The sequence below is a fragment of the Streptomyces sp. D2-8 genome, from assembly GCF_023184515.1.
Lineage (GTDB): Bacteria > Actinomycetota > Actinomycetes > Streptomycetales > Streptomycetaceae > Streptomyces.
In genome coordinates, this window is the sequence record NZ_JAAHBP010000005.1 from 223,581 (window position 1) to 245,199 (window position 21,619).

Here is a 21,619-nt window from a genome sequence, read left to right on the forward strand (position 1 = left end):
GGCGCGGGGAGGCGTGCCCGAGCGGCCGAAGGGAACGGTCTTGAAAACCGTCGTGGCAGCGATGTCACCGTGGGTTCAAATCCCACCGCCTCCGCGCGATGAGCAGTGAGAACGGCCCCTGACCTGGATGTTCGGTCGGGGGCCGTTGTCGTGTCCGGCTACTGTGACTGCCTGGTGCTCCCCGTGGTTCCCCGCTCGATCGGGCACGGTTGGGGCACGGCCACCTTCTGATCCGTAGCTCTATGTGGATCGGTCAATGAGCGGCAGACCGGTCACTGCCCGGTCCCGGAGAACCGCTGAGCGACGGAGACGGTTGCTGTGGTTGCGGTACTCCGCTGCTGTACAGGTCGCCAGCATGACGGCGCTCCGAATTGCTTCGCCTACTCTCTGGACCATGGGTGACTCGGAAGCCCTTCGCACAGCGGTCAGCGATGTACGAGGCGGCATCAAGCGTCATCTCGTTGAACTCGACGGGGCGGCCCTCGTCCGCGAATGCGGTGCGGCAGATGAGGATCACGGGCGTGCCTGCGGAGATGCTCAACTGCGCCACTTCATCCCTCGTGGGCATGCGTGAGCGGATCTCTTCGCGGAAGTAAGTGCCCAGCGACAACAAGGCGCCCCGCCGCAGCGCCAAGCCGGGCAGGGCGCGGTGCTGGCCGATCCCGTGTACCGGGGTCGGGAACCGGGCTCAAGAGCTTGGACATGCCCGACGCAAGTCCCCCTGGCCTGGAGGAGATCCTCAGAGCCAGGAGGGTGCTGTCACTTCTTGCAGGTCAGGTGCAGGCTTCCTTGATCTGGTCCACACCCAGGAAGATGAGGGCGATGTCCTTGAGGTCCCGGGAGAGGGTGTTGCCCTTCCCCTTGCGAACGCCCTTGATCGCATTGATGACGCGCTTGACGCCGTACTTCTTCACGATCTTGGCCACCTTGACGACCTTGGAGGCCGGGATCAACGCGCCACCGACAGCCGCGAGTATCAGACCGGTGCACGTGATCAAGCCCATGGCCTGGACCCGCCGTCCGCTGTTCTCGTCGAGCCATGCGAGCGTCGCGTCCCCGCCCTGGGCCAGAACGTCGTCCGGCACCTTTTCGAGCAGCGTCAGGTATTTCTCGATCTCGGCGTCGGCGATCTCGTAGAACTGCTCGTCGGTCATCGGGGTGTCGGTCTGCGTCGCAGCCGACACAAGCGCGGAGGCCCGCGCGGCTGGAGGGCGCGGCATGGGCGGTGCCCGTGGTGGCAAGTACCGCAGTCGCGGTGAGACCGGCCACGGCGATGGCAGTACGGCGCAGAACGGAACGCGACATCAGGCTGGCATTGGTCAAGAGAATCCCCCCTTGATGCTGGTCAGGCGGTCGTGGTCTCCAGGACTGTTGCCCTTTGGAGACGATGCGGAGGGCGCCGGCAGATCGTGCCCACCCTCCCGGAGATCATCCTGGCCCGCACCACTACTGCCTGGTATCCCACTTTCAACCCCCTTCCCGTGGAGGGGTTCCGAGGGGGGCGTCTCTGGGGACGACATTTACACAGACTCAACTATTCTGCATACTCGAATAGTTGGCGAATCCATAACACCAGGGGGAACGATCTCGGTGGCGGTGAACACGTCGTGGGCGCGAGCGGTCTTGCCACTCTGCTTGCTCGGAGTGCTGGACGCGGAGGAGAAGAACTACGGCTACGCACTCCTGAGCCGCCTCAGTGCGGCGGGCTTGGAGAGTGTGAAGCCCGCAACCCTGTACCCCGCCCTCGCGCGGCTGGAGGAAGAAGGGGCAGTGGAGATCGAGTGGGGCGCCGGCGAGGGCGGTCCCGGGCGAAAGTACTACCGCATCACCGATAAGGGGCGGGAGCGGCTGCGACGTGACAGCACCGCCTGGCACGACCTCAACAGCACCGTCGCTTCGCTCCTCGAAGACCGCGCAGGGGGAAAGTCATGACCACCACGGAGAAGCTCAGCTGGCCGCGTGAGGAGGACGAGCAGTGGGCGGCGGCCGTCGAACTGCGCCTCGCGCTCGACCAGCAGGCACCCGCCGGTCTTGCCTCCCGGATCCTGACGGAGGCCCATGACGCCGTGACCGAGACGGGCCGTACGGCCCGCGACCTCTTCGGCGCTCCTGCGGCGTACGCGCGATCCGTCGCTGAAGAACGGATCGGCGAGGAGTACCGCGCGCGGATCGACTCTCGCGGAATGACGCCGGGCGAGCGCCTCACCTCGTCCCTTGCGACGCTCGGGGTTGTGGGGCTCGTCGTCTCCGTTCTGCGGTGGAACCGCGACGGGCCTTGGCAGCAGGCCAGTTGGTCGTCGATCACAGGATTCTCGGCAGTCGTTCTCGCGGCTGTCCTGGTAGCCGTCGCCCTCGCGGCACGGGCTGCGGGGCGGATCGTCGGCACATGGGGCTTCGCCGCAGGAGCTGTCGTTACGGTGGGCTCCGGTATGGCTGCTGCCGGCGTCCTGTCAGAAGAGCGACTCTTCGATGTCCCCACCCCCGCACTGGCAGTTGCGGGTGGCGCCTTGACCGTCGCTGCCGTGATGCTCCCCGACGCCACAGTCGACCGCTGGTTCACTCCGGGGCTTCGAGGCAGCGACGAGCGCTGGCTGTCGCATGTGGAGGGCCTGTTGCGTGGCCGTCACGCCATGCCTGCCGTCGAAGCACGTGCTCACGTGCAGGAGGCACGCCAGCATCTGGCTTCGTCCGGCGACAGCGCCGAGCAAGCCTTCGGTCGCGCCGAGGTGTACGCGATGAATCTGGCCGAGGGGCCGCGAAGGGAGCAGCGGCTGGCTCGTCGCAGGCTGTACGGCGTTACCGCCGTGGCGCTTCTCCTCGCGATGCTCTTCGCCGACGAGTTGCGTGACCCGCAGCCCTCGTCCGTGTGGTTCTGGTTCTATGCGGCAGCGGTCGCGTACTGGATCTGGTACGCGGCACGCATGTGGTGGCGGGCGTCTTCAGCCGACGGCCGGAAGGACCATGCCCGGTCCTCCGCCGGCCCTGAGTGAGTGCTGCCGTACAGCGGGTGCCCAAGGCCCCGGAAGGCGGTCCGGGGCCTTGGATCCGTGGGCACTCGGCGGAACGCGGACGTCGAACCTGCCGTTGCTACGCCGCTGCACTCGAAAGCGGCAGTCCGTTGGCGCCCTTTCTGTGTCGGGCAACGGCAACCGCCTCTTCACCGTCTTCAGCCGTGAGATTCCACGACGCAGGAGTGTCATGACGAACGCCAAGGCGCGAACGGCCGCGCTCATCACCCCCGTCGGGCAGGAAGCCCAGGAGGAGGCGAGGGCGCTGGCCGTGGACGGTCGCACGGGCAAGGCCGTCCGGAGGTTGCGCAGGGGCTCCTGGCTGAAGCGGGGCCCGGCCCGGGAGGCTCTGGAGCTGCTGGTCGATGGGCAGGTGCTGCCCACCAGCAGCGGCCAGGCGCTGGACGCCCTGCGCCGGCTCGATGCTCCGCTGGTCGTCGAGCTGACCGCTCTGCTCGACGACGGTCAGCAGATCGCCGCGGTCAAGCTGCTCCGCGAGCGGACCGGCATCGACCTGGCCGGCGGCTATCACCTCGTCCTGGAGCTGAGCGCCCGGCCGGGCACGGAGTGAGCACTACGATCACCAGGGCGTGCCGGTCGGAGAAGGGTGGGTGAACGCCGCCGTGAGTCGGCGCATCGTCGTCGTCACCGCCGTGCACGGCCCCCATGCCCGGTTTCTGCCGGAGGCCTACGCGTCGTTGTGCGCGCAGCGGCTTCCCGGGGGCTGGGAGTGGCACTGGGTCGTGCAGGAGGACGGGGAGAGCGAAGGCGTCAGGCCGTATGTGCCCGCGGATCCTCGCGTGACGTTCCGGCAGGGGCGGGCCGGGGGGCCCGGTGTCGCGAGGACCATGGCGCTGGCGCACGGGGACGGGGCGTATGTGAAGGTCCTCGACGCCGACGACCGGTTGGCGCCGGGCGCGCTCGCGCGGGATCTCGCCGCGCTGGAAGGGGATCCGGACCTCGGCTGGGCCACGTCGCGGGTGCTCGACCTCATGCCCGACGGGTCGACCGTCGGGTTTCCGGGCGATCCGGACCAGGGCCCGATCGAGCGCGGGGCCGTGCTCGCGCACTGGAAGGCGAACGGCTTCCTCGCGCCGGTGCATCCCGCCTCGCTCTTCGTGCGCCGGGAGTTGCTGCTCGCCCTGGGCGGATGGATGGCGCTGCCCGCCTCGGAGGACACGGGGCTGCTGCTGGCGCTGAACGCGGTGAGCCGGGGCTGGTTCTCGGGGGAGGTGGGCCTGCTGTACCGGAAGTGGGACGGGCAGGTGACCGGGCAGGCGGCCCATACGGACCGGGCCGAGCGGGAGGTGCGGATGGCTGTGGTGGAGGCCAGGGCCAGGGCGTTGTCCCGACTCCGGTGGGGTGCCCCGGCCGCTCTGTGAGAGCAGTGCGGTTCTATGCGAGCAGTTCGGTCTCCTTCGGGGCCGTGGGCGCCAGGTCGTGGCGGGTGTACCACTCCGTGCCGAGCAGCCGGTCCCGTTCGGGCACCGGGAGGGCGGCGACGAGGCCCGGGGCGGCTCCCCGGGTCACCTCCGTGCGGTGGGCCAGGATCGCCGCGATCTTCCGGTCCAGCCAGGGGGAGACGTCGACGGTGGCGGTGACGCGTGTGTCGGGGACCGTGTGCACCGCCTTGCCCACGGGGGCCAGGTGCCCGCCCCATGCCCGGGCGGCCGAGTGCGGGTGTGTGGACAGGTACAGGGCGCTCGGCTGCCACGGTTCTCCGGCGTCCGGGTAGAGGCGTTCCAGGCCGGCGGCGTGGACCGCCAGCGTGGTCACGCGGTGGGTGCGCACATGGTCCTCGTGTCCCGTCAGCCCGCCGTAGGCGTCGTGGGTGACGACGATCTGCGGGCGGAAGTCCCGGAGGTGCGCGACCAGTTCCCGCACCGCCTCGTCCAGCGGAGCGTCGCACCAGCGCGGCCTGCCCGGGGCCGAGTGCGGGACGCGGGAGTCGGCGTAGCCCAGCATGCGGGGTGTGCCGGCGCCCAGGATGCGGAGCGCCTCGGCCAGCTCCGCGGCGCGGGGGGTGTCCGCCGACCAGGTCGCGGTGACGACCGCCGTGCGCGCGCCCGCGGACGCGTGGCGGGCCAGGACGCCGCCCGCCGACAGGTATTCGTCATCGGGATGGGCGAAGACCGCGAGCAGGCTCGGTACCGGCATCCGCCCTCGCTACGGCCCGTCCGGCGCCGACCGCGGCGCCTCGGTGAGGGTGATCGCCTGGCTCGGGCACTTCTCCACCGCCTCCAGGACCTCCGGCTCCTCGCCCGCCTGCTCGCGGCCGGGACGGACGACCCCGTAGCCGTCGACGAACTCGAAGACCGTCGGCGCCCGGTGGGCGCACTCGGCGGAGCCGTAGCAGAGATCGCGGTCTACGGAGACCTTCATGCCTTTTGTCCCCCTCCTGACGGCGTCGGGGTTCCGTGGCCGTCGGGAGTTGACTGCCCAGCGGGCCGTCGGCTGAACCGGCCCGGTTACCGCGCGCCCCCGGCGGTGGCCAGCCAGTGGGCGACCCGGCGCACGGCGGCCTCGTCGAGCCGTTCGACCAGCGCCTGGACGGTCGTGTCGTCCTCGGCGGAGAGGTCGTAGAGGCCCGCCTTGGTCAGGCCGGCCATGAGGACCTGGTGGCGGCGGCCGGTCATCCGTTCCGCCAGTTTGGCCGGTTCGCCGGGGGAGGGCTCAGGATCCGGCTGAGATGCAGCGGTCTGCTTCAGCGGGGCGTCGAACCGGTGCCACGCGCCGTCCTTCGGCCCCCACAGGGCGACGGTCACCTCGTCGCCCCGCGCGCGCATGGTCTGGGTCATCTCGCCGAGGGCGTACAGCACGGGCGAGCGGTGGGGCGACTGCGCGGCCGTCAGCCAGGAGCCCGCGGCCGGCCGGTAGAACATCGCGACCCAGCGCGGAGCTCCCTGCGGTCGTGGGCTCTCGGGACGTGACTCCACTGCGCTCACCCCTGTACATCGCTCCGGAAGCGGTACGGCAGGGCGACCATAGCTGACGGATCGTCAGTTATCCAGGGTCGGAGGGTGCGGTCCGCCAGGGCCCGGGGGCACGTCCGCCAGGGTGCGGGGCGGGGTCGGCCGGGGCTGCGGGGCGGGGGCGTCCGGGGAGGATCACCACGTCGTCCGGCACCGGTCCCTCCCCTCGTGGGGACCGGTACCGAACGGTGGAGCTGCCGTCGTCCGGGTCGGACGGAAGCTGACCGGATAGGTGCACTGCTGCGTCAGGATCCTGCCATTTCCGGCCATGGAGGAGGAGGTTCCGGTGCCTGGCGGACGGTATTGCCGCAGGTCAGCCATATAGAGTGAGTTTTCCGGTCCGGACGTCCAGGCGTGGGAAGTAAGGAGCTGAGACCTTGAGTTCCGACTCAGGGGCACGCACCGCCTTCGCGGAACGCCTCGCACTGCTGTACAAGGAAGCCGGCAACCCTCCTCTCAAGCGGGTGTCCGAAGCGGTCGTCCGGCTCCAGCGGGTCGACGAACGCGGGCGGCCCGTGCGGGTGTCCGCCCAGCGCATCAGCGACTGGCGGCGGGCCCGGAACGTACCCGCCCAGTTCCCCGCTCTCGCGGCCGTGCTGCACGTGCTGATTCCCGACGCGCGGCGCTCGCGGCCCACGCCGGTCTCCCCCGGTCTGTACGACCTCGGCCAGTGGCAGCGGCTGTGGGAACGCGCGGTGGCCGACCCGGTCGGCGAGCGCCTCGCGGCCTCCGCGGCCGAGGAGCGGCCGGCGGACGAGACCGCGTCCGCGCCCGGCGGGGTGTGCCCGTACCGGGGGCTGGCCTCCTACCGCAGGGAGGACGCCCGGTGGTTCTTCGGCCGGGAGCGGAGCACGGACGCGCTCGTCACCCAGCTCGGGGCCGTCGCGGGAAAAGGCGGCTTGGTCATGCTCGTGGGCGCGTCGGGGGCGGGGAAGTCCTCGCTGCTGAACGCCGGTCTGGTGCCCGCCCTGCGGGACGGCGCGCTGGGCGGGGACGACGGCGACGAGAGCGGCCGGGCGCGAGAGGTCGTGCAGCTCGTACCGGGCGGTGATCCGCTGGCGGAGCTGAGCCGGTGCATTCCCGAGCTGGCCCCCGTCGTCTCGGCCCGGCTCCCGCCCCGGGAAGCCACCCCCCGGCCGGAGAGGGACGGATCCGACGCCGCCCGCGCGAGGGCTCCTGGACCCTCCCCCGCAGGGGGGCCCGCACCGCGGGAGCCCGGCGGCCCGCCCGCCACGGAACCCGACGCTCCGCCCTTCACCGACGCCGTCCGCGCGGCCGTCGCCGCCTGGGCCCGGCGCGAAGCCCCCTCCGGGGCCCGTCCGGTCGTCATCGTGGACCAGTTCGAGGAGACCTTCACCCTCTGCCCCGACGAGGCGGACCGGCGCACCTTCATCGAGGTCCTGCACGCGGCCTGCTCGCCCGCCGGGTTCGGCGAACCGGCCCCGGCGGTCGTGGTGCTGGGCATACGCGCCGACTTCTACGACCGCTGCCTGAGGTACCCCGAGCTGGCCGACGCGCTCCAGCACCGGCACATGGTGCTCGGGCCGCTGACCACCCCGGAGCTGCGCGAGGCGGTGACCGGCCCGGCCAAGGCCGTCGGCCTGGAGCTGGAGCCGGGTCTGGCGGAGCTGATCGTCCGGGAGGTCAGCGCCGACGGCCCGCGCGGGGCACACGACGCCGGTGTGCTGCCGCTCCTCTCGCACGCCCTGCTCGCCACCTGGCAGCGCAGGAAGGGAGGCCGGCTCACGCTGGCCGGCTACCGCGCGGCCGGCGGCATCCAGGGCGCGGTCGCGGCGACCGCCGAGCGGGCCTGGACCGGCCTCGACCCGGCCGCGCGCACCGCGGCCCGGCTGCTCCTGCTCCGCCTGGTCCGGCTGGGCGAGGACACCCAGGCCACCCGCCGTCGCGGGACCCGGCGGCAGCTGGCGCAGGAGGCGACCGACCCCGGCAAGACCGAGGAGTCCCTCGAAGCGCTGGTGCGCGCCCGGCTGGTGACCCTCGACGCGGAGACCGTGGAGATCACCCACGAGGCGCTGCTGCACGCCTGGCCGCGGCTGCGCGAGTGGATCGACGAGGACCGGCAGGGCAATCTGCTGCGCCAGCGCCTGGAGGAGGACGGCCGGGCCTGGGAGGAGTCGAACCGCGACACGTCCCTGCTCTACCGGGGTTCCCGGCTGGAACAGGCGCACGGCTGGGCGAGATCGGCCGGGGACACGTTCCTGACCCGCAGCGCGGTGGAGTTCCTGGCCGCCTCGGTCCGGCTGCGCAGGCGGATCATCTGGATCAGCCGGGGCGCGGTGGCGACGCTGGTCGTGCTGGCGATACTGGCCGTCGGGGCGGCCGTCGTCGCCTGGAAGCAGCGGGACGAAGCGGTCTTCGAGCAGGTGCTCGCCCAGTCCGACCGCGTGCAGGACACCGATCCGTCGCTGTCCGCGCAGCTCGACCTGGTGGCGCACGGGCTGCGGCCGGACGACAAGGGCGCGAACAGCCGCCTGATCTCCATCGTGAACGCCCCGCTCGCCACTCCCCTCACCGGCCACACGGGCGCCGTCTACCTCACGACCTTCAGCCCGGACGGGCAGACCCTGGCCACCGCCAGCTACGACCGGACCGTCCGGCTGTGGGATGTCGCCGACCCCAAGCGCCCGAAGCCCCTGGGCAAGCCCCTCACCGGCCACACGAGCTGGGTGAGCAGCGCGGTGTTCAGCCCGGACGGCCGGACGCTCGCCAGCGCCTCCGACGACGGCACCGTCCGGCTGTGGGACGTGACCGACCCCGGGCACCCGAGGTCGCTCGGCGGGCCCCTGACCGGCCATGACGGCACGATCTACCTGATCGCCTTCCGCCCGGACGGGCGCACGCTGGCCTCCGCCTCCGACGACGGCACCGTCCGGCTGTGGAACATGGCCGACCCGCGCCGGCCGCGGGCCCTGGGCAAGCCCCTGACCGGGCACACGGCCGCCGTGCGGTCGGTGGCGTTCGGCCCGGACGGCCGGACCCTGGCCGCGGGGGGCGACGACGGCACGATCCGGCTGTGGGACGTGTCCGACCCCGGGCGCCCGGAGCCGGCCGGGTCGCCGCTGACCGGCCACACCGCCACCGTGCACTCGGTGGCCTTCAGCCCCGACGGGCGCACGCTCGCCGGCGGCAGCGCGGACGGCACCGTACGCCTGTGGAACATGGCCGGTCCGGGCCGCCCGGCCGCGATCGGCGCGCCGCTCACCGGCCACACCGGGCCGGTGTGGTCCGTGGCCTTCAGCCCCGACGGGAACATGCTCGCCGCCGCCAGCGCGGACAGCACCGCGAGTCTGTGGAGGGTCAGCGATCCGGAGTACCCGTCGCAGGTCGGCGGGCCCCTCGCGGGCAGCAGCGGCGAGATGTACGCGCTCGGCTTCAGTCCCGACGGGCGCACCCTCGCCACCGGGGCGGGCGACAACAAGGTCCGCCTGTGGTCGCTGCCGACGTCGGACATGGTCGGCCGGACCGGCGTGTTCCGGCCGGACGGGCGGCTGCTCGCGACGGCGGCGCGGGACGGGCGGATCCGGCTGTGGGACGTGCGGACGCCCGGCAGGCCGGTGCGGGTGGGCGAACCGTTCCGCCCGGGCAAGGGCGACGTGCGCTCCCTGGAGTTCTCCCCGGACGGCCGCACTCTCGCGGTCGTGACGGGCAACCGGGCGGTGGAGCTGTGGAACCTCGGCGACCCCGAACGCCCTGTCCGCCACGGCTCACCCGCCCCCCTGCACATCCGGTACGCCGACCCGCTGGCCTTAAGCCCGGACGGGCGGGTCCTGGCCACCGCCTACGACGACCGCACCATCCAGTTGTGGAACATCGCCGACCCGGCCCGCCCGCGCCCGCTCGGCACCCCCGTCACCGGTCACAAGGGCTACGTCAACCACCTCGTGTTCAGCCCGGACGGCCGGACGCTCGCCAGCGGCAGCGCGGACGGCACGATCCGGCTGTGGAACGTGACCGACCCCGGCCGGGCGACCCTGATCGGGGCGCCTCTGCGGGGCCACCTCGGAGCGGTCAACGCGCTCGCCTACAGCCGCGACGGCCGCACGCTGGCCAGCGCCGGCGACGACACCTCGGTCCGCCTCTGGGACATCACGGACCCCGCCGAGGCGTCCGGGCAGGCGCGGCTCACGGGCCATACGGAGGCGGTCGTGTCGCTGACGTTCAGCCAGGACGGCCGCACCCTGGCCAGCGGCGGCAACGACAGCACCGTCCGGCTGTGGAACGTCTCCGATCCCTCGGACGCCTCCGCGATCGGGCAGTCGATGAGCCCTCACTCCAAGACCGGCACCTTCCTGGCGTTCAGTCCGAACAGCCAGATGCTGGGGGTGTCCAGCGGCGCGGACACCATCCGGCTCTGGAACCTCGACGTCGACACGGCCGTCCGCCGCATCTGCGCGATGACCCGGGGCGTGCTGACGCAGGACACCTGGCGGGAGTACCTGCCCCGGCTCTCCTACGACCCGCCGTGCGACGGCTGACGAGGCCGGCTCGCGCAACGGGCCCGGTAGTCACGGCAGTTGAGTGATACGAGTCACAACCGGGGCTTTCCTGACGGTCAGTCGGCTCGCGGCGGGCAAGCGCTTGTTACCCTTGGCCATAGCTCGACCGCTGGTGCATCCCCCGTCGCCAGCGGTCGGGCCCTTTTTCAGCGCAGGTCGAGGCGCATCAGAATCCGGGGATGACCGGCCAGGACCGAGGCCGTGTCCGCCGCGTGGGCGAATCCGGCGCGTTCGAAGTTCTTCCGCAGACCCGCGTACGCCATCGTCAGGTCGACCGTGGCGTCACCGTTGTCCAGCGGGTACGCCTCGATCGCCGGTGCGCCCCGGTCCCGGGCGAACTCGACGGCACCGGCGATGAGGGCGTGCGAGATGCCCTGCTTGCGATGGCCGGGGCGGACCCGGACGCACCAGAGCGACCACACCGGCAGATCGTCGACGTGCGGGATCTTGCGGTTGCGGGCGAAGGAGGTGTCCGCGCGCGGGGCGACGGCGGCCCAGCCGACCGGCTCGTCACCGTCGTAGGCGAGCACGCCCGGGGGCGGCTCCGCGCGGCACAGCTCGGCGACGTACGCGCCGCGGGCCGGGCCGCGCAGGTCGTTGTTGAGCCTGGAGGGGATCCGGTAGCTCAGACACCAGCAGACGTTCGCCCCGGGCGACTTCGGCCCGAGCACGGCACGGACGTCCTCGAAGTCCGTGGCCGGCCGAACGTCGATGCTCATGCCCCCACGATGCCACGCCCAGGACACCCGCGCCCCTCGAGATCGTCCGGGAGCGCGGCGGGGAACTCGTCGGCGCCTTCGAGAGGTTGCTGCCGACGGTCCACGGCACCACGTCCTAGGCGGACGCCGCCCGCAGCAGCCGCAGTTGGCCGATCTCGCTCACGTTCTTCATCAGTTCCGCGTTCACCCAGGCCACCATGTGCTCGACGGTGTGCTCGGGATCGTTCGGCCAGGGGAACGGGGCCGTGTCGTCCAGGTCCTGGTCGGTGAGGTCGTCCAGGACCTTCAGCCACTGGGTGCGCAGGTCCCGCAGCCACTCGACCGTCGGGGCGCCCTCACCGGGCCAGACGATGTCCGCCCGGTCGCGGGGCGGGCGGCCCTGTGCGTGGTCGAGGGTGACGCTCCACCACCATCCGATGTGCCAGCTCACCCACCCCAGGGTGGGCACGGGGACCGGGTCGGGCTCGGTGTCCGCCCAGTCCGGGACCCAGGTGCCGTCGGGGCCCCGGCGCATCGTCCAGCAGAGCTCCGCCGGCTCCCAGAGGAAGTCCCCGGGCTCCAGCCGCTCCAGGTGGTACTCGAACAGTGACCAGGTGAACTCGAACTGCCAGCGGGGCAGTTCCGTACGGGAAGCGCTCATCGACCGACCCTACGGGGGCGCCGGGGCGTCCCGGGCCAGTCCCGGCCAGTCGAGGTTCCGCAGCGCGGGCTCGGCGTCGCAGTCCGACGGCAGGCGGGGCGTGGACTGGAACCAGACGACGGTCAGGCGCGAGCGGTAGGCGACCGGGTCGCGGGCCGGGTCCAGGGCGGCGGAGTGGAACGTGCCGAGGCAGGCCACGGCGGGCAGCACCTCGACCGGCCCGAGGCCGCCCGCGTACTGGTCGGGGTACTCGCGCCGCGGCGGGACGAGGTGCACCGGGGTGCCCGGGCGGGACCGCTCGGCGGCGTGCAGGAGGCCCTGGATCCGCAGGTCGTTCAGCGGCTTGCAGGGGTAGCCGTCCTGGAGGTCGCCGTACGTCGACGAGAACCGCAGCTCGGCGAGGTCCACCGAGCGGCCGCAGGCCAGGACGAGGCGGGCGAGCGCCAGGGCCGGCGTGTTTGCGTGGCGTTGCATCGAGGTCTTTCGGTGGTGGTCATGGGCGGGGCCTTGCTCACGGCCGGTGCCCCGTCAGCCGTGCCGCCGACGCGATCGTCGCCCTGGCCTCCCGCTCGGACAGGCCGCTCTGGAGGGCTGCCTCGACCAGGGGATCCACCAGCGCCGGGCCGATGCCGTCCTCGTAGGCCCGGCAGGCCGCCCAGAACAGTCGGGTGTTGCGCTGGCCCTCGTGCGCGGCCAGGACGAACTGGACCAGGCCCTGGCCGTGCCCGCCGGCCGCCGGGGGCACCGGGTGGTGGGGGTGGTGGGCGCGGGGCGGCGGGAGCAGCAGCCGCAGGAGGGAGCGCGGGCAGCGGGCGGGGGCCAGGTGCGCGGTGCCCGGGGCGGCGGCGTACACACCCTGGCCCGTGCGGGAGCCGGGGCCGACCAGGTAGCCGCCCGCGCCCCGGATGTCGATGCCGGGGGCGAGCCGGCCCGCCGAGTTGGGGACGACCACCTCGGGCGGGCCGCTCAGCCACAGATGACGCCCGCCGGACGGGGTCACGACGACCACGGTCGGCGGGATCGTGAACAGGTGCCGCAGCGCCAGCTCGCGCAGGGCGGCCGAGGAGTCCGTGCCGGTCTTCACGTCCAGGTCGAGGCCGATCAGATGGTGCGGGGGCAGCCCGCAGGCGATGCCGTAGCCGGTCGCCCAGGGCGCGGCGGCGAACAGTTCGCGGATGCGGTCCGGGTCGCTGGAGGCGTCGTAGACCCCGTGCCCGAGGCGTCCGCACGCGCCGTGGCAGGGGGAGGGGGCGGGGTCGTCGCGGTGCGGGGAGCGCAGCGCCGGGAGCTTGGAGCGGGACAGGGGGATGACGGCCAGTCCGCGTTCGGCGGCTGACAGGGCGTGTGCGAGGGCCAGCGTCGTGGCCTGCCGGTCGGTGGTGGCCATGACTCTAGTTTCGTACGTATGTTCGAAAAAGGAAAGAGGGAGCGGGTGCGACGCGCCGTGGCCGGGCGGCGGCGGAGGAACGTGCTGGAACGCTTCACCCCTTGCGGCACCTGGGTTCGAACGTCCCCCTCCGCTCCCATCTGGGGCTGAAGTGACAGATAGGGGTTTATCGACTTGTCCTCACGCTTGCGTGCGAATAGCGGCTTCCGGTGCGGTTCGCCGGGGATTCGGTGGGCAACTCTGGACTCGCGACGTCGAGCACCGCACCGGGGCGGCCGGCCAACTTCCCTGGTGACAGCAGTGGTTCACGCACGAAACGGCCATGAGCCGGTGCGTCCTCGGTTCGATCAGTCCTGGAGGGGCAAGAAACATGGCAAGCATCCGTACCGCCCGCGTCATCGCAGCCGTCTCCGCCCTGCCGCTCGCAGCCGCCCTGTTCACCGGTGTCGCGACGGCGGACAACGGCGCCTTCGCGGACAACGGATCCATCGCGTCCGCCACGGAGGCCGAACAGGGCATCCTCGGCAGCGGCGTCGGCGGCGACAACTTCGGCACCGCGGCCACCACCCAGCAACAGGCCGTCGGTGACGGCGCCTCGAACCAGAGCAACACCGCCCAGGTCAACGGCTCGGAGTTCACGGCCGTCAACCAGGGCAACGCCAACACCGCCGTCAGCTTCTCCCCGCTGTGGTGGTGAGCTGAGCGGGCCGGTGCGCCGGCATCGGCCCGGGTGCGGTGGGGGTGTGCTTCGTGGGGTGACAAGCGTCTGAGCGGCGGTACTCCGGTACCGCCGCGCAGGCGTTTTCGTGTCTGCGGGGTCTTGACGGGACACCGTATCTGACGGACAGTCAGAAACCGTGAGTGGTGAGCCGGAGGTCCACGAGGAGTTCGAGGCGCGCCTGAAGGCCTACGAGGGCCGGCCGGCCGCCGCCACCGGCGTCGGCCGCGACCCGGTCAACGAGCCGATGATCAGGCACTGGTGCGAGGCCGTGGGCGACACCAGCCCCGCGTACACGGGACCGGACGCCATCGCTCCGCCCACCATGCTCCAGGCATGGACCATGGCCGGGCTCACCCACCGCCCGGAGCGCACTGCCGCGTACGACGAACTCCTCACCCTGCTCGACGAGTCGGGTCACGACGCGGTCGTCGCCACCGACTGCGAACAGGAGTACCTGCGCCCGCTGCGCCCGGGCGACGAGATCACCTTCGACTCCGTGATCGAGTCGGTGTCCGGCCGCAAGACCACGAAACTCGGCTCGGGCTACTTCGTCACCACCCGCACGGACGTCCGGGCCGGCGGCGAACTCGCCGGCACCCACCGCTTCCGCATCCTCAAGTACGCCCCCGCACACCGGCCTTCGAAGCCGGCCGAACGCCGCCCCCGCCCGGTCGTCAACCGCGACAACGCCGGCTTCTGGGAGGGCGTGGCCCGCCACGAGCTCCTCATCCAGCGCTGCACCGGCTGCGGCGCGCTGCGTTTCCCCTGGCTGCCGGGCTGCAACGCATGCGGCTCCCCGGCCTGGGACACCGTCGAGGCGAGCGGCGAGGGCACCGTCTACTCCTACGTCGTCATGCACCACCCGCCCTTCCCGGCCTTCGAACCGCCGTACGCGGTCGGACTGATCGAACTCGCCGAGGGCGTGCGGATCGTCAGCAACGTGGTCGGAGTGCCGTACGACGAGGTGCGGATCGGCATGCCGGTGCGGCTGGAGTTCCGGCGCTACGACGACGAGCTGGTGCTTCCCGTCTTCCAGGGGGCGACGCCGTGAAGGCCGGCGACCGGCTCCCGCCGCTGGAGATCCCCATCACCCGCACCCTGATCGTCGCCGGGGCGATCGCCTCCCGCGACTACCAGGACGTCCACCACGACCCGGACCTCGCCCGGCAGAAGGGCTCCCCCGACATCTTCATGAACATCCTGACGACCAACGGCCTGGTCGGCCGCTACATCACGGACCACTTCGGCCCGCGCGCGGAGCTGCGCCGGGTCGCCATCCAGCTCGGCGCGCCCAACCACCCCGGCGACACGATGGTGCTGACGGGCACGGTCGAGGAGGTCGACGGGGACACGGCGACCGTCCGGGTCGTCGGCGCGAACGGCCTCGGCAAGCACGTCACCGGCACCGTGACGGTGAGGGTCCCGGCATGAGCCTGCGCGGGCGGGACGGTCTCGGCGGGCGCGCGGCCGTCGTCGGTGTGGGGGCCACCGAGTTCTCCAAGGACTCGGGCCGCAGCGAACTGCGCCTCGCCGTCGAGGCGGTGCGGGCGGCCCTCGCGGACGCGGGGCTGACACCGGCCGACGTCGACGGGATGGTCACCTTCACCATGGACACCAGCCCCGAGATCACCGTCGCCCAGGCGGCGGGCATCGGGGAGCTCTCGTTCTTCTCCCGGATCCACTACGGCGGCGGCGCGGCTTGCGCCACCGTCCAGCAGGCAGCCCTGGCGATCGCCGCGGGCGTGGCCGACGTGGTCGTCTGCTACCGGGCGTTCAACGAGCGCTCGGGCCGCCGCTTCGGTTCCGGGGTGCGGCACCGGGAACCCTCGGCGGAGGGCGCGGCCCTCGGCTGGTCGCTGCCGTTCGGCCTGCTCACCCCGGCCTCCTGGGTGGCCATGGCGGCCCAGCGCTACCTCCACACCTACGGGCTGACCCCGGAGGCCTTCGGGCACGTGGCGGTCGTCGACCGGAAGTACGCGGCGACCAACCCGGCGGCGTACTTCCACGGCCGGCCCATCACCCTGGCCGACCACGCCGCCTCGCGCTGGATCGTCGAACCGCTGCGGCTGCTGGACTGCTGCCAGGAGACCGACGGCGGCCAGGCCCTCGTCGTCACCTCCGTCGAACGGGCCCGCGACCTGCCCCACCCGCCCGCCGTGATCACCGCGGCCGCCCAGGGAGCCGGGCGCGCCCAGGAGCAGATGACCAGCTTCTACCGCGACGACCTGACCGGCCTGCCCGAGACCGCGGTCGTGGCCCGGCAGCTGTGGCGCACCTCGGGGCTCGCGCCGGCCGACATCGACGTGGGCATCCTCTACGACCACTTCACGCCGTTCGTGCTGATGCAGCTGGAGGAGTTCGGCTTCTGCGGTCCCGGCGAGGCGGCGGACTTCGTGGCAGAGGCGCAGCTGCCCCTCAACACGCACGGCGGGCAGCTGGGAGAGGCGTACCTGCACGGCATGAACGGCATCGCGGAGGCCGTCCGGCAGATCAGGGGCACGGCGGCGAACCCGGTACCGGGAGCGGAGCGAATCCTGGTGACGGCGGGGACGGGCGTGCCGACGTCGGGGCTCCTGCTGACCGCCGGCCCCCAGGGGTGAACCCGCAGTACCACGGGCCCTGGGCTCCACCTGGAGGAGGTGCGGTCAGCCCCACCCCTACAACCTGAGGGGGACCCCGCTTCGGGACCTGCGGCCGATCCGCTCGCCGTCCTGTCGCTCATAGCGTTGAGCCATGACCACACTCGTCTGCACGAGCGCTTCGAAGGCGGCCGGACCAGCGGCGCAGACCCTTCCGTATCCGTCGTTCTCGTCGTACGTCAAGGCCCGCCAGCCGGTGCTGCTGCGTACTGCCCGCTCGCTCACCGGCAACCCGAGCGACGCGGAGGACCTGCTGCAGACCGCCCTCGCCAAGACGTACGTCGCCTGGGAGCGCATCGAGGACCACCGGGCCCTCGACGGCTATGTGCGCCGGGCGCTGCTGAACACCCGGACCTCGCAGTGGCGCAAGCGCAAGGTCGACGAGTTCGCCTGCGACGAGCTGCCGGAGCCGGACCCGGTGGCCGGCGTCGACGACCCGGCCGAGCAGCAGGCGCTGCGCGACGCGATGTGGCGGGCGATCATGCGGCTGCCCGCCCGGCAACGGGCGATGGTGGTCCTCAGGTATTACGAGGACCTCAGCGAAGTCCAGACGGCCGAGGTGCTCGGCGTTTCGGTGGGCACGGTGAAGTCGGCCGTCTCGCGGGCGCTCGGCAAGCTCCGCGAGGACGCTGACCTGGGGCTTGTCCGCCAGTGAGGCGCCGAGCCGCCCGCCGGCGGAACGCCCTGGTCCGCATGGCGTGATGTGTTCGATCCCCCGGTGCTAGTGACATACCGCGTGGTATGTGCGCAGAATCAGCGCAACCTTTACCACCGCGTAGGCAATGTCGCCCCCGGGAGGACGCCGTGCTGAGCACGATGCAGGACGTACCGCTGCTGATCTCGAGGATCCTGACCCACGGGTCGACGATCCACGGGACATCGCAGGTGACCACCTGGACCGGTGAGGACGAGCCGCACCGCCGCTCCTTCGCGGAGATCGGCGCCCGCGCGGCCCAGCTGGCACACGCGCTGCGGGATGACCTCGGGGTCACCGGCGACGAGCGCGTGGCAACCCTGGCCTGGAACAATGCGGAACATGTCGAGGCGTACTTCGCGATCCCGTCCATGGGTGCGGTCCTCCACACCCTGAACCTCCGCCTGCCGCCCGAGCAGCTGGCCTGGATCGTCAACCACGCCGCCGACCGCGTGATCATCGCCAACGGTTCGCTGCTCCCCCTCCTCGCCCCCCTGCTGCCGCACCTGAAGCCGGTCGAGCACGTGGTCGTCACCGGCCCCGGAGACCGCTCGCTCCTCGACGGCGCGGCCGTACGCGTCCACGAGTACGAGGACCTGATCGCCGGCAAGCCGACCTCGTACGACTGGCCCGAGCTGGACGAACGCCAGGCCGCCGCCATGTGCTACACCTCCGGCACGACCGGCGACCCCAAGGGCGTGGTCTACAGCCACCGCTCCATCTATCTGCACTCCATGCAGGTCAACATGGCCCAGTCGATGGGGCTGACCGACGAGGACACCTCGCTGGTCGTGGTGCCCCAGTTCCATGTGAACGCCTGGGGCCTGCCGCACGCGACCTTCATGACCGGCGTCAACATGCTGATGCCGGACCGTTTCCTCCAGCCGGCCCCGCTCGCCGCGATGATCGAGAGCGAGCGGCCGACCCACGCCGCCGCCGTCCCCACCATCTGGCAGGGCCTGCTCGCCGAGCTGACCGCGAACCCCCGTGACGTCTCCTGCCTCGGCCAGGTCACCATCGGCGGCTCGGCCTGTCCGCCCGCGCTGATGGAGGCCTTCGACAAGCTGGGCATGCGGGTCTGCCACGCCTGGGGCATGACGGAGACGTCCCCGCTCGGCACGATCGCCCGTCCGCCGACCGGTGTGGCCGCCGGCACGGAGGAGGAGCTCGCCTACCGCCTCACCCAGGGCCGCTTCCCGGCCGGCGTCGAGGCCCGCCTGACCGGACCCGGCGGCGAACGCCTCCCCTGGGACGGCGAGTCCGCCGGCGAGCTGGAGGTGCGCGGCCCCTGGATCGCGGGCGCGTACTACAACGGCCCGGACGCCGAGCCGCTGCGCCCCGCCGACAAGTTCAGCGAGGACGGCTGGCTCAAGACGGGCGACGTCGGCACGATTTCCGCCGACGGCTTCCTCACCCTCACCGACCGGGCCAAGGACGTCATCAAGTCCGGCGGCGAGTGGATCTCGTCGGTGGAGCTGGAGAACGCGCTGATGTCCCACCCGGACGTCGCCGAGGCGGCCGTGGTCGCCGTCCCCGACGACAAGTGGGGCGAGCGCCCCCTGGCCACGGTCGTCCTCAAGGAGGGCTCCACCGCCACCTTCGAGACCCTGCGCAGTTTCCTCGCCGACGAGGGCCGCATCGCCAAGTGGCAGCTCCCGGAGCGCTGGACGGTCATCGAGGCCGTCCCGAAGACGAGCGTTGGAAAGTTCGACAAGAAGGTGCTGCGCAGGCAGTACGCGCAGGGCGAGCTGGACATCACGTCCCTCGGCTGACCGGCCGGCCCCCGAGGAGCCCCTGGCTGCGGCCGGGGGCTCCCTCGTACTGCGTGGTGGGAATCGCCCTACGCGTCGGCGGATCCAGCGCTCTCGGACTGCTCGGTGACAAAAGAGCCGAGACCCGGCTCGGTGTACGTCAGTCCCTCTTCGCGCAGCGCCCGAAGCACCTTGTGCGCCGTCGCGTTGGCGACCCCGAACTCCGAGGTGAGCTGTACGACGGAGGGGACACGGGTGCGCGGCGGACAGGTGCCGTCCGCGATCCGGCCGCGAACCACCTCGGCCCACGGAGTCGACGCAGCTCCGCATGGGCGACCAACTCGTCGGCCACGCCCTCGCCTTGCTTCCCGGGTCCCCGCCCGGTGATCTCCGCTACCTCGCCGAACGGTTGACCGAGGCTTTACGGGATGCGCTCCGCATCGCCGAGAGCCGGGGCCGACGCCTCAACCACCCGGACAGGTTCTAGCCGCAGATGCAAAACCAGGGGCCCCATCTCTCCGGGGGCGCCTGATCCGTGCGCACGCGGCGGGTGAGGGGTCTGCCAGCCCCTGCCCTGCGTTTCGCAGCCCGAGTCGCGCAGCAGCCCCACCTCACCGCCGCGACCAGCTCAACCCCCACCCCAGCACCAGCCACACACCCGCGACCCCGCACACCCCGCCCCACCCGACGTGGCTGAAGGCAACCCCCGCGAGGGCCGAAGCGGCGGCGCCGCCCGCGAAACCGGCGACCACGTAGGCGGTGTTGGCCGTGGCGGGAGTGGACGTCGCGGTCAGGGCGAGGGTCTGGTTGGCCACGTGGGAGGCGACCAGCGCCGCGTGCACGGCGATCGCGGCGGCGAACAGCGCCCCCAGCACCTGCCCGCCCAGCCAGAACAGCGGCACGGACACGGCGGCGATCAGATACGCGGACCGCACGACCCGCGCCGCCCCGAACCGGTCCACGAGCCCGCCGGCCGGCGGCGCCACCGCACTCGCGGTCAGCCCGAACAGCCCGAACAGCCCGGCGGTCGCGGTGGACAGCCCGTACTCCGCCCCGGTCAGCAGCAGGGCCAATGAGGTCCACAGCGCGCTCCACGCACCGAACATCCCGGCCTGCCGCACACACGCCCGCCACAGCTCCGGCGAGCTGCGCAGCACCGACGGCAGCGCGACGAGCCCCGCGAACAGCGGGCCTTCCCGGCGCCGCCGCGACGGCAGGACCAGCGCCGTGGCGAGCCCCAGGGCGAGCGTGAGCAGGGCCGCTCCCGCGAACACCCACCGCCAGCCGAAGGCCTGCCCGGCCAGCCCGCCCAGCACCCGGGCCCCGACGATGCCGGTGAACAGGCCCCCGATGACCGCCGCGACATGCCGGGCACGCCGCTCGGCGGGGGCCCGCTCGGCGACCAGCGGGACGAGCAGCTGAGGAATGACGGTCGCAGCCGAGGCGACGAACATCGCGACCGCGAGGGCGGCGGCGCCCGGGGCGGCCGCACTGGCACCCAGCGCGAGAGCGGTGACGAGCGTGAGCCCGGCGACCAGCCGGCGCCGGTTCGCACGGTCGCCGAGCGGGGCGAAGAACAGCAGCCCGACCGCGTAGCCGAGCTGGGCGACCGAGGCGATCCAGGCGATGGCCGAGGGCGCCGAGCCGAAGTCGCGGGCCATGAGCGGGAGCAGCGGCGCGGCGAGGTAGATGTTGGCGGCGGTGACCGCGCTGCACACCGCGAGCAGCGTGAGGAAGAGGCCGGGGGCGGGTGTGCGGGCCTGCCGGACAGGGGTCGTGACCCGGGCGGCGGTGGTGGTCGCTGACGGCATGGGAGGGGACTCCTTGGAGTCGACTCTAGCAACTAACTGGTTGGTTGGCTGATGAGGGAACAGTCTGGGTCGCCCCGCCCTTCCCTGTCAACCAAACGGTTGGTTACTCGGCGCGCTACCCTCTCTCCCATGGCAGCAAGGGACCCCGAGGCCACCAAGGCCCGGATCTTCGAGGCGGCGGTCGCCGAGTTCGCCCGGCACGGCATCGCCGGTGCCCGCATCGACCGCATCGCAGGCGAGGCGAAGGCCAACAAGCAGCTCATCTACGCCTATTTCGGCAACAAGGCGGAGCTGTTCGCGATCGTCCTCGAGAGGAAGATGCTCCACCTCGCCGAGGCCGTCCCGGTCGACCCGGACGACATCGAGAGCTGGATCGACCGCCTGATGGACTACCACGCCGCCCACCCGGAGCTGCTGCGCCTGCTCTTCTGGGAGGGCCTGGAGTACGGCAGCACCGAACTGCCCCACGAGTCCGACCGCCAGGAGCACTACGCCCGCAAGGTCGCCGCCCTCCGGGAGGGGCAGCGGCGCGGAGCCGTCACGGACGCGATCCCGGCGGCCGACCTGCTGTTCCTGCTGACCGCCCTCGCCAACTGGACCGCCGTCGTCCCGCAGATGCGGCGCATCCTGGTCGGCGAGGGCGAGCCGGACCGGGACCGCCTGCGGGCATCGGTGAAGGAGGCGGCGCGCCGGCTGACGGCGCGCTAGGACCGCCCGGTCGGCGTGCCAGGTCCTGCCGACGGCGCGCCAGGACTGCCGG

Annotated in this window: 22 protein-coding genes, 1 tRNA gene and 1 pseudogene; 13 read left to right on the forward strand and 11 right to left on the reverse strand. The window is 72.2% G+C overall.

Annotated elements, in window-relative coordinates; genetic code table 11:
* Positions 1-7: 7 nt before the first annotated feature.
* Positions 8-94, forward strand: a tRNA-Ser gene (locus tag G3I77_RS12905).
* Positions 95-424: 330 nt separating this feature from the next.
* On the opposite strand, the pseudogene G3I77_RS12910 reads toward G3I77_RS12905, so the two are convergent.
* Both G3I77_RS12910 and G3I77_RS12915 read right to left on the reverse strand, forming a co-directional pair.
* Positions 425-595 (reverse strand): annotated as a pseudogene (locus tag G3I77_RS12910) (UTRA domain-containing protein); the annotation flags it as partial.
* Positions 596-773: 178 nt separating this feature from the next.
* Positions 774-1,154, reverse strand: coding sequence for a hypothetical protein (locus G3I77_RS12915; protein WP_248503264.1), 381 nt, complete (start codon positions 1,152-1,154; stop codon positions 774-776).
* Between the two features lie 490 nt (positions 1,155-1,644).
* Between G3I77_RS12915 and G3I77_RS12920 the strand changes: the two genes are divergently transcribed.
* From G3I77_RS12920 to G3I77_RS12935, 4 genes are all read left to right on the forward strand, one after another.
* The gene (locus G3I77_RS12920) at positions 1,645-1,932 is read left to right on the forward strand and encodes a PadR family transcriptional regulator (protein WP_248503266.1); all 288 of its coding nucleotides are present in this window, start codon (positions 1,645-1,647) and stop codon (positions 1,930-1,932) included.
* The gene (locus G3I77_RS12925; RefSeq protein ID WP_248503268.1) at positions 1,929-2,990 is read left to right on the forward strand and encodes a hypothetical protein; all 1,062 of its coding nucleotides are present in this window, start codon (positions 1,929-1,931) and stop codon (positions 2,988-2,990) included. The genes G3I77_RS12920 and G3I77_RS12925 overlap by 4 nt, the downstream gene beginning before the upstream one ends.
* A 208-nt stretch (positions 2,991-3,198) precedes the next feature.
* The gene (locus tag G3I77_RS12930) at positions 3,199-3,579 is read left to right on the forward strand and encodes a hypothetical protein (protein WP_248503270.1); all 381 of its coding nucleotides are present in this window, start codon (positions 3,199-3,201) and stop codon (positions 3,577-3,579) included.
* A 40-nt stretch (positions 3,580-3,619) separates the two neighbouring features.
* Positions 3,620-4,390 carry a glycosyltransferase gene (locus G3I77_RS12935; RefSeq protein WP_248503271.1) on the forward strand — a complete coding sequence of 257 codons (771 nt, stop codon included), beginning with the start codon at positions 3,620-3,622 and terminating at the stop codon, positions 4,388-4,390.
* A gap of 13 nt (positions 4,391-4,403) precedes the next feature.
* Here G3I77_RS12935 and G3I77_RS12940 read toward each other — a convergent pair whose 3' ends face one another.
* From G3I77_RS12940 to G3I77_RS12950, 3 genes are all read right to left on the reverse strand, one after another.
* A complete protein-coding gene (locus tag G3I77_RS12940; protein ID WP_248503274.1) occupies positions 4,404-5,165 on the reverse strand; it encodes a PIG-L deacetylase family protein in 762 nt (253 codons plus the stop codon).
* Positions 5,166-5,174: 9 nt separating this feature from the next.
* A complete protein-coding gene (locus tag G3I77_RS12945; protein WP_248503277.1) occupies positions 5,175-5,390 on the reverse strand; it encodes a ferredoxin in 216 nt (71 codons plus the stop codon).
* An 86-nt stretch (positions 5,391-5,476) separates the two neighbouring features.
* Positions 5,477-5,890, reverse strand: coding sequence for a hypothetical protein (locus G3I77_RS12950; RefSeq protein ID WP_248503279.1), 414 nt, complete (start codon positions 5,888-5,890; stop codon positions 5,477-5,479).
* 467 nt (positions 5,891-6,357) lie between these two features.
* Here G3I77_RS12950 and G3I77_RS12955 point away from each other — a divergent pair, with 467 nt between their 5' ends.
* Positions 6,358-10,476: a WD40 repeat domain-containing protein gene (locus tag G3I77_RS12955; RefSeq protein WP_248503281.1), complete on the forward strand. Its 4,119-nt coding sequence runs from the start codon at positions 6,358-6,360 to the stop codon at positions 10,474-10,476.
* Between the two features lie 167 nt (positions 10,477-10,643).
* Here G3I77_RS12955 and G3I77_RS12960 read toward each other — a convergent pair whose 3' ends face one another.
* From G3I77_RS12960 to G3I77_RS12975, 4 genes are all read right to left on the reverse strand, one after another.
* Complete coding sequence (locus G3I77_RS12960) at positions 10,644-11,216, reverse strand: GNAT family N-acetyltransferase (protein WP_248503283.1); 573 nt, start codon at positions 11,214-11,216, stop codon at positions 10,644-10,646.
* Positions 11,217-11,331: 115 nt separating this feature from the next.
* A complete protein-coding gene (locus G3I77_RS12965; RefSeq protein ID WP_248503285.1) occupies positions 11,332-11,856 on the reverse strand; it encodes a DinB family protein in 525 nt (174 codons plus the stop codon).
* 9 nt (positions 11,857-11,865) lie between these two features.
* Positions 11,866-12,330, reverse strand: a complete 465-nt coding sequence (locus tag G3I77_RS12970) for a hypothetical protein (protein WP_248503287.1) — start codon at positions 12,328-12,330, stop codon at positions 11,866-11,868.
* A 37-nt stretch (positions 12,331-12,367) separates the two neighbouring features.
* Entirely contained in the window at positions 12,368-13,243 is an 876-nt protein-coding gene (locus G3I77_RS12975; protein ID WP_248503290.1) for a bifunctional DNA primase/polymerase, read from the reverse strand.
* Between the two features lie 370 nt (positions 13,244-13,613).
* Here G3I77_RS12975 and G3I77_RS12980 point away from each other — a divergent pair, with 370 nt between their 5' ends.
* From G3I77_RS12980 to G3I77_RS13005, 6 genes are all read left to right on the forward strand, one after another.
* Entirely contained in the window at positions 13,614-13,940 is a 327-nt protein-coding gene (locus tag G3I77_RS12980) for a hypothetical protein (RefSeq protein WP_248503292.1), read from the forward strand.
* 160 nt (positions 13,941-14,100) lie between these two features.
* Positions 14,101-15,015 carry a bifunctional MaoC family dehydratase N-terminal/OB-fold nucleic acid binding domain-containing protein gene (locus tag G3I77_RS12985; protein ID WP_248503294.1) on the forward strand — a complete coding sequence of 305 codons (915 nt, stop codon included), beginning with the start codon at positions 14,101-14,103 and terminating at the stop codon, positions 15,013-15,015.
* Positions 15,012-15,395 carry a MaoC family dehydratase gene (locus G3I77_RS12990; protein WP_248503296.1) on the forward strand — a complete coding sequence of 128 codons (384 nt, stop codon included), beginning with the start codon at positions 15,012-15,014 and terminating at the stop codon, positions 15,393-15,395. Before G3I77_RS12985 ends, G3I77_RS12990 begins: the two co-directional genes overlap by 4 nt.
* Positions 15,392-16,564, forward strand: coding sequence for a lipid-transfer protein (locus tag G3I77_RS12995; protein ID WP_248503299.1), 1,173 nt, complete (start codon positions 15,392-15,394; stop codon positions 16,562-16,564). The genes G3I77_RS12990 and G3I77_RS12995 overlap by 4 nt, the downstream gene beginning before the upstream one ends.
* Before the next feature lie 133 nt (positions 16,565-16,697).
* Entirely contained in the window at positions 16,698-17,258 is a 561-nt protein-coding gene (locus G3I77_RS13000) for a SigE family RNA polymerase sigma factor (protein WP_248503301.1), read from the forward strand.
* Positions 17,259-17,407: 149 nt separating this feature from the next.
* Positions 17,408-19,069, forward strand: a complete 1,662-nt coding sequence (locus tag G3I77_RS13005; RefSeq protein WP_248503303.1) for a long-chain fatty acid--CoA ligase — start codon at positions 17,408-17,410, stop codon at positions 19,067-19,069.
* Positions 19,070-19,137: 68 nt separating this feature from the next.
* Here G3I77_RS13005 and G3I77_RS13010 read toward each other — a convergent pair whose 3' ends face one another.
* Both G3I77_RS13010 and G3I77_RS13020 read right to left on the reverse strand, forming a co-directional pair.
* Positions 19,138-19,347 carry a GntR family transcriptional regulator gene (locus G3I77_RS13010; protein WP_248503305.1) on the reverse strand — a complete coding sequence of 70 codons (210 nt, stop codon included), beginning with the start codon at positions 19,345-19,347 and terminating at the stop codon, positions 19,138-19,140.
* 312 nt (positions 19,348-19,659) lie between these two features.
* Positions 19,660-20,859 (reverse strand): MFS transporter, encoded by a 1,200-nt coding sequence (locus G3I77_RS13020; protein ID WP_248503307.1) that lies wholly within the window; start codon positions 20,857-20,859, stop codon positions 19,660-19,662.
* A 129-nt stretch (positions 20,860-20,988) separates the two neighbouring features.
* Between G3I77_RS13020 and G3I77_RS13025 the strand changes: the two genes are divergently transcribed.
* Entirely contained in the window at positions 20,989-21,567 is a 579-nt protein-coding gene (locus G3I77_RS13025) for a TetR family transcriptional regulator (RefSeq protein ID WP_248503308.1), read from the forward strand.
* The last annotated feature ends 52 nt before the right edge of the window (positions 21,568-21,619 follow it).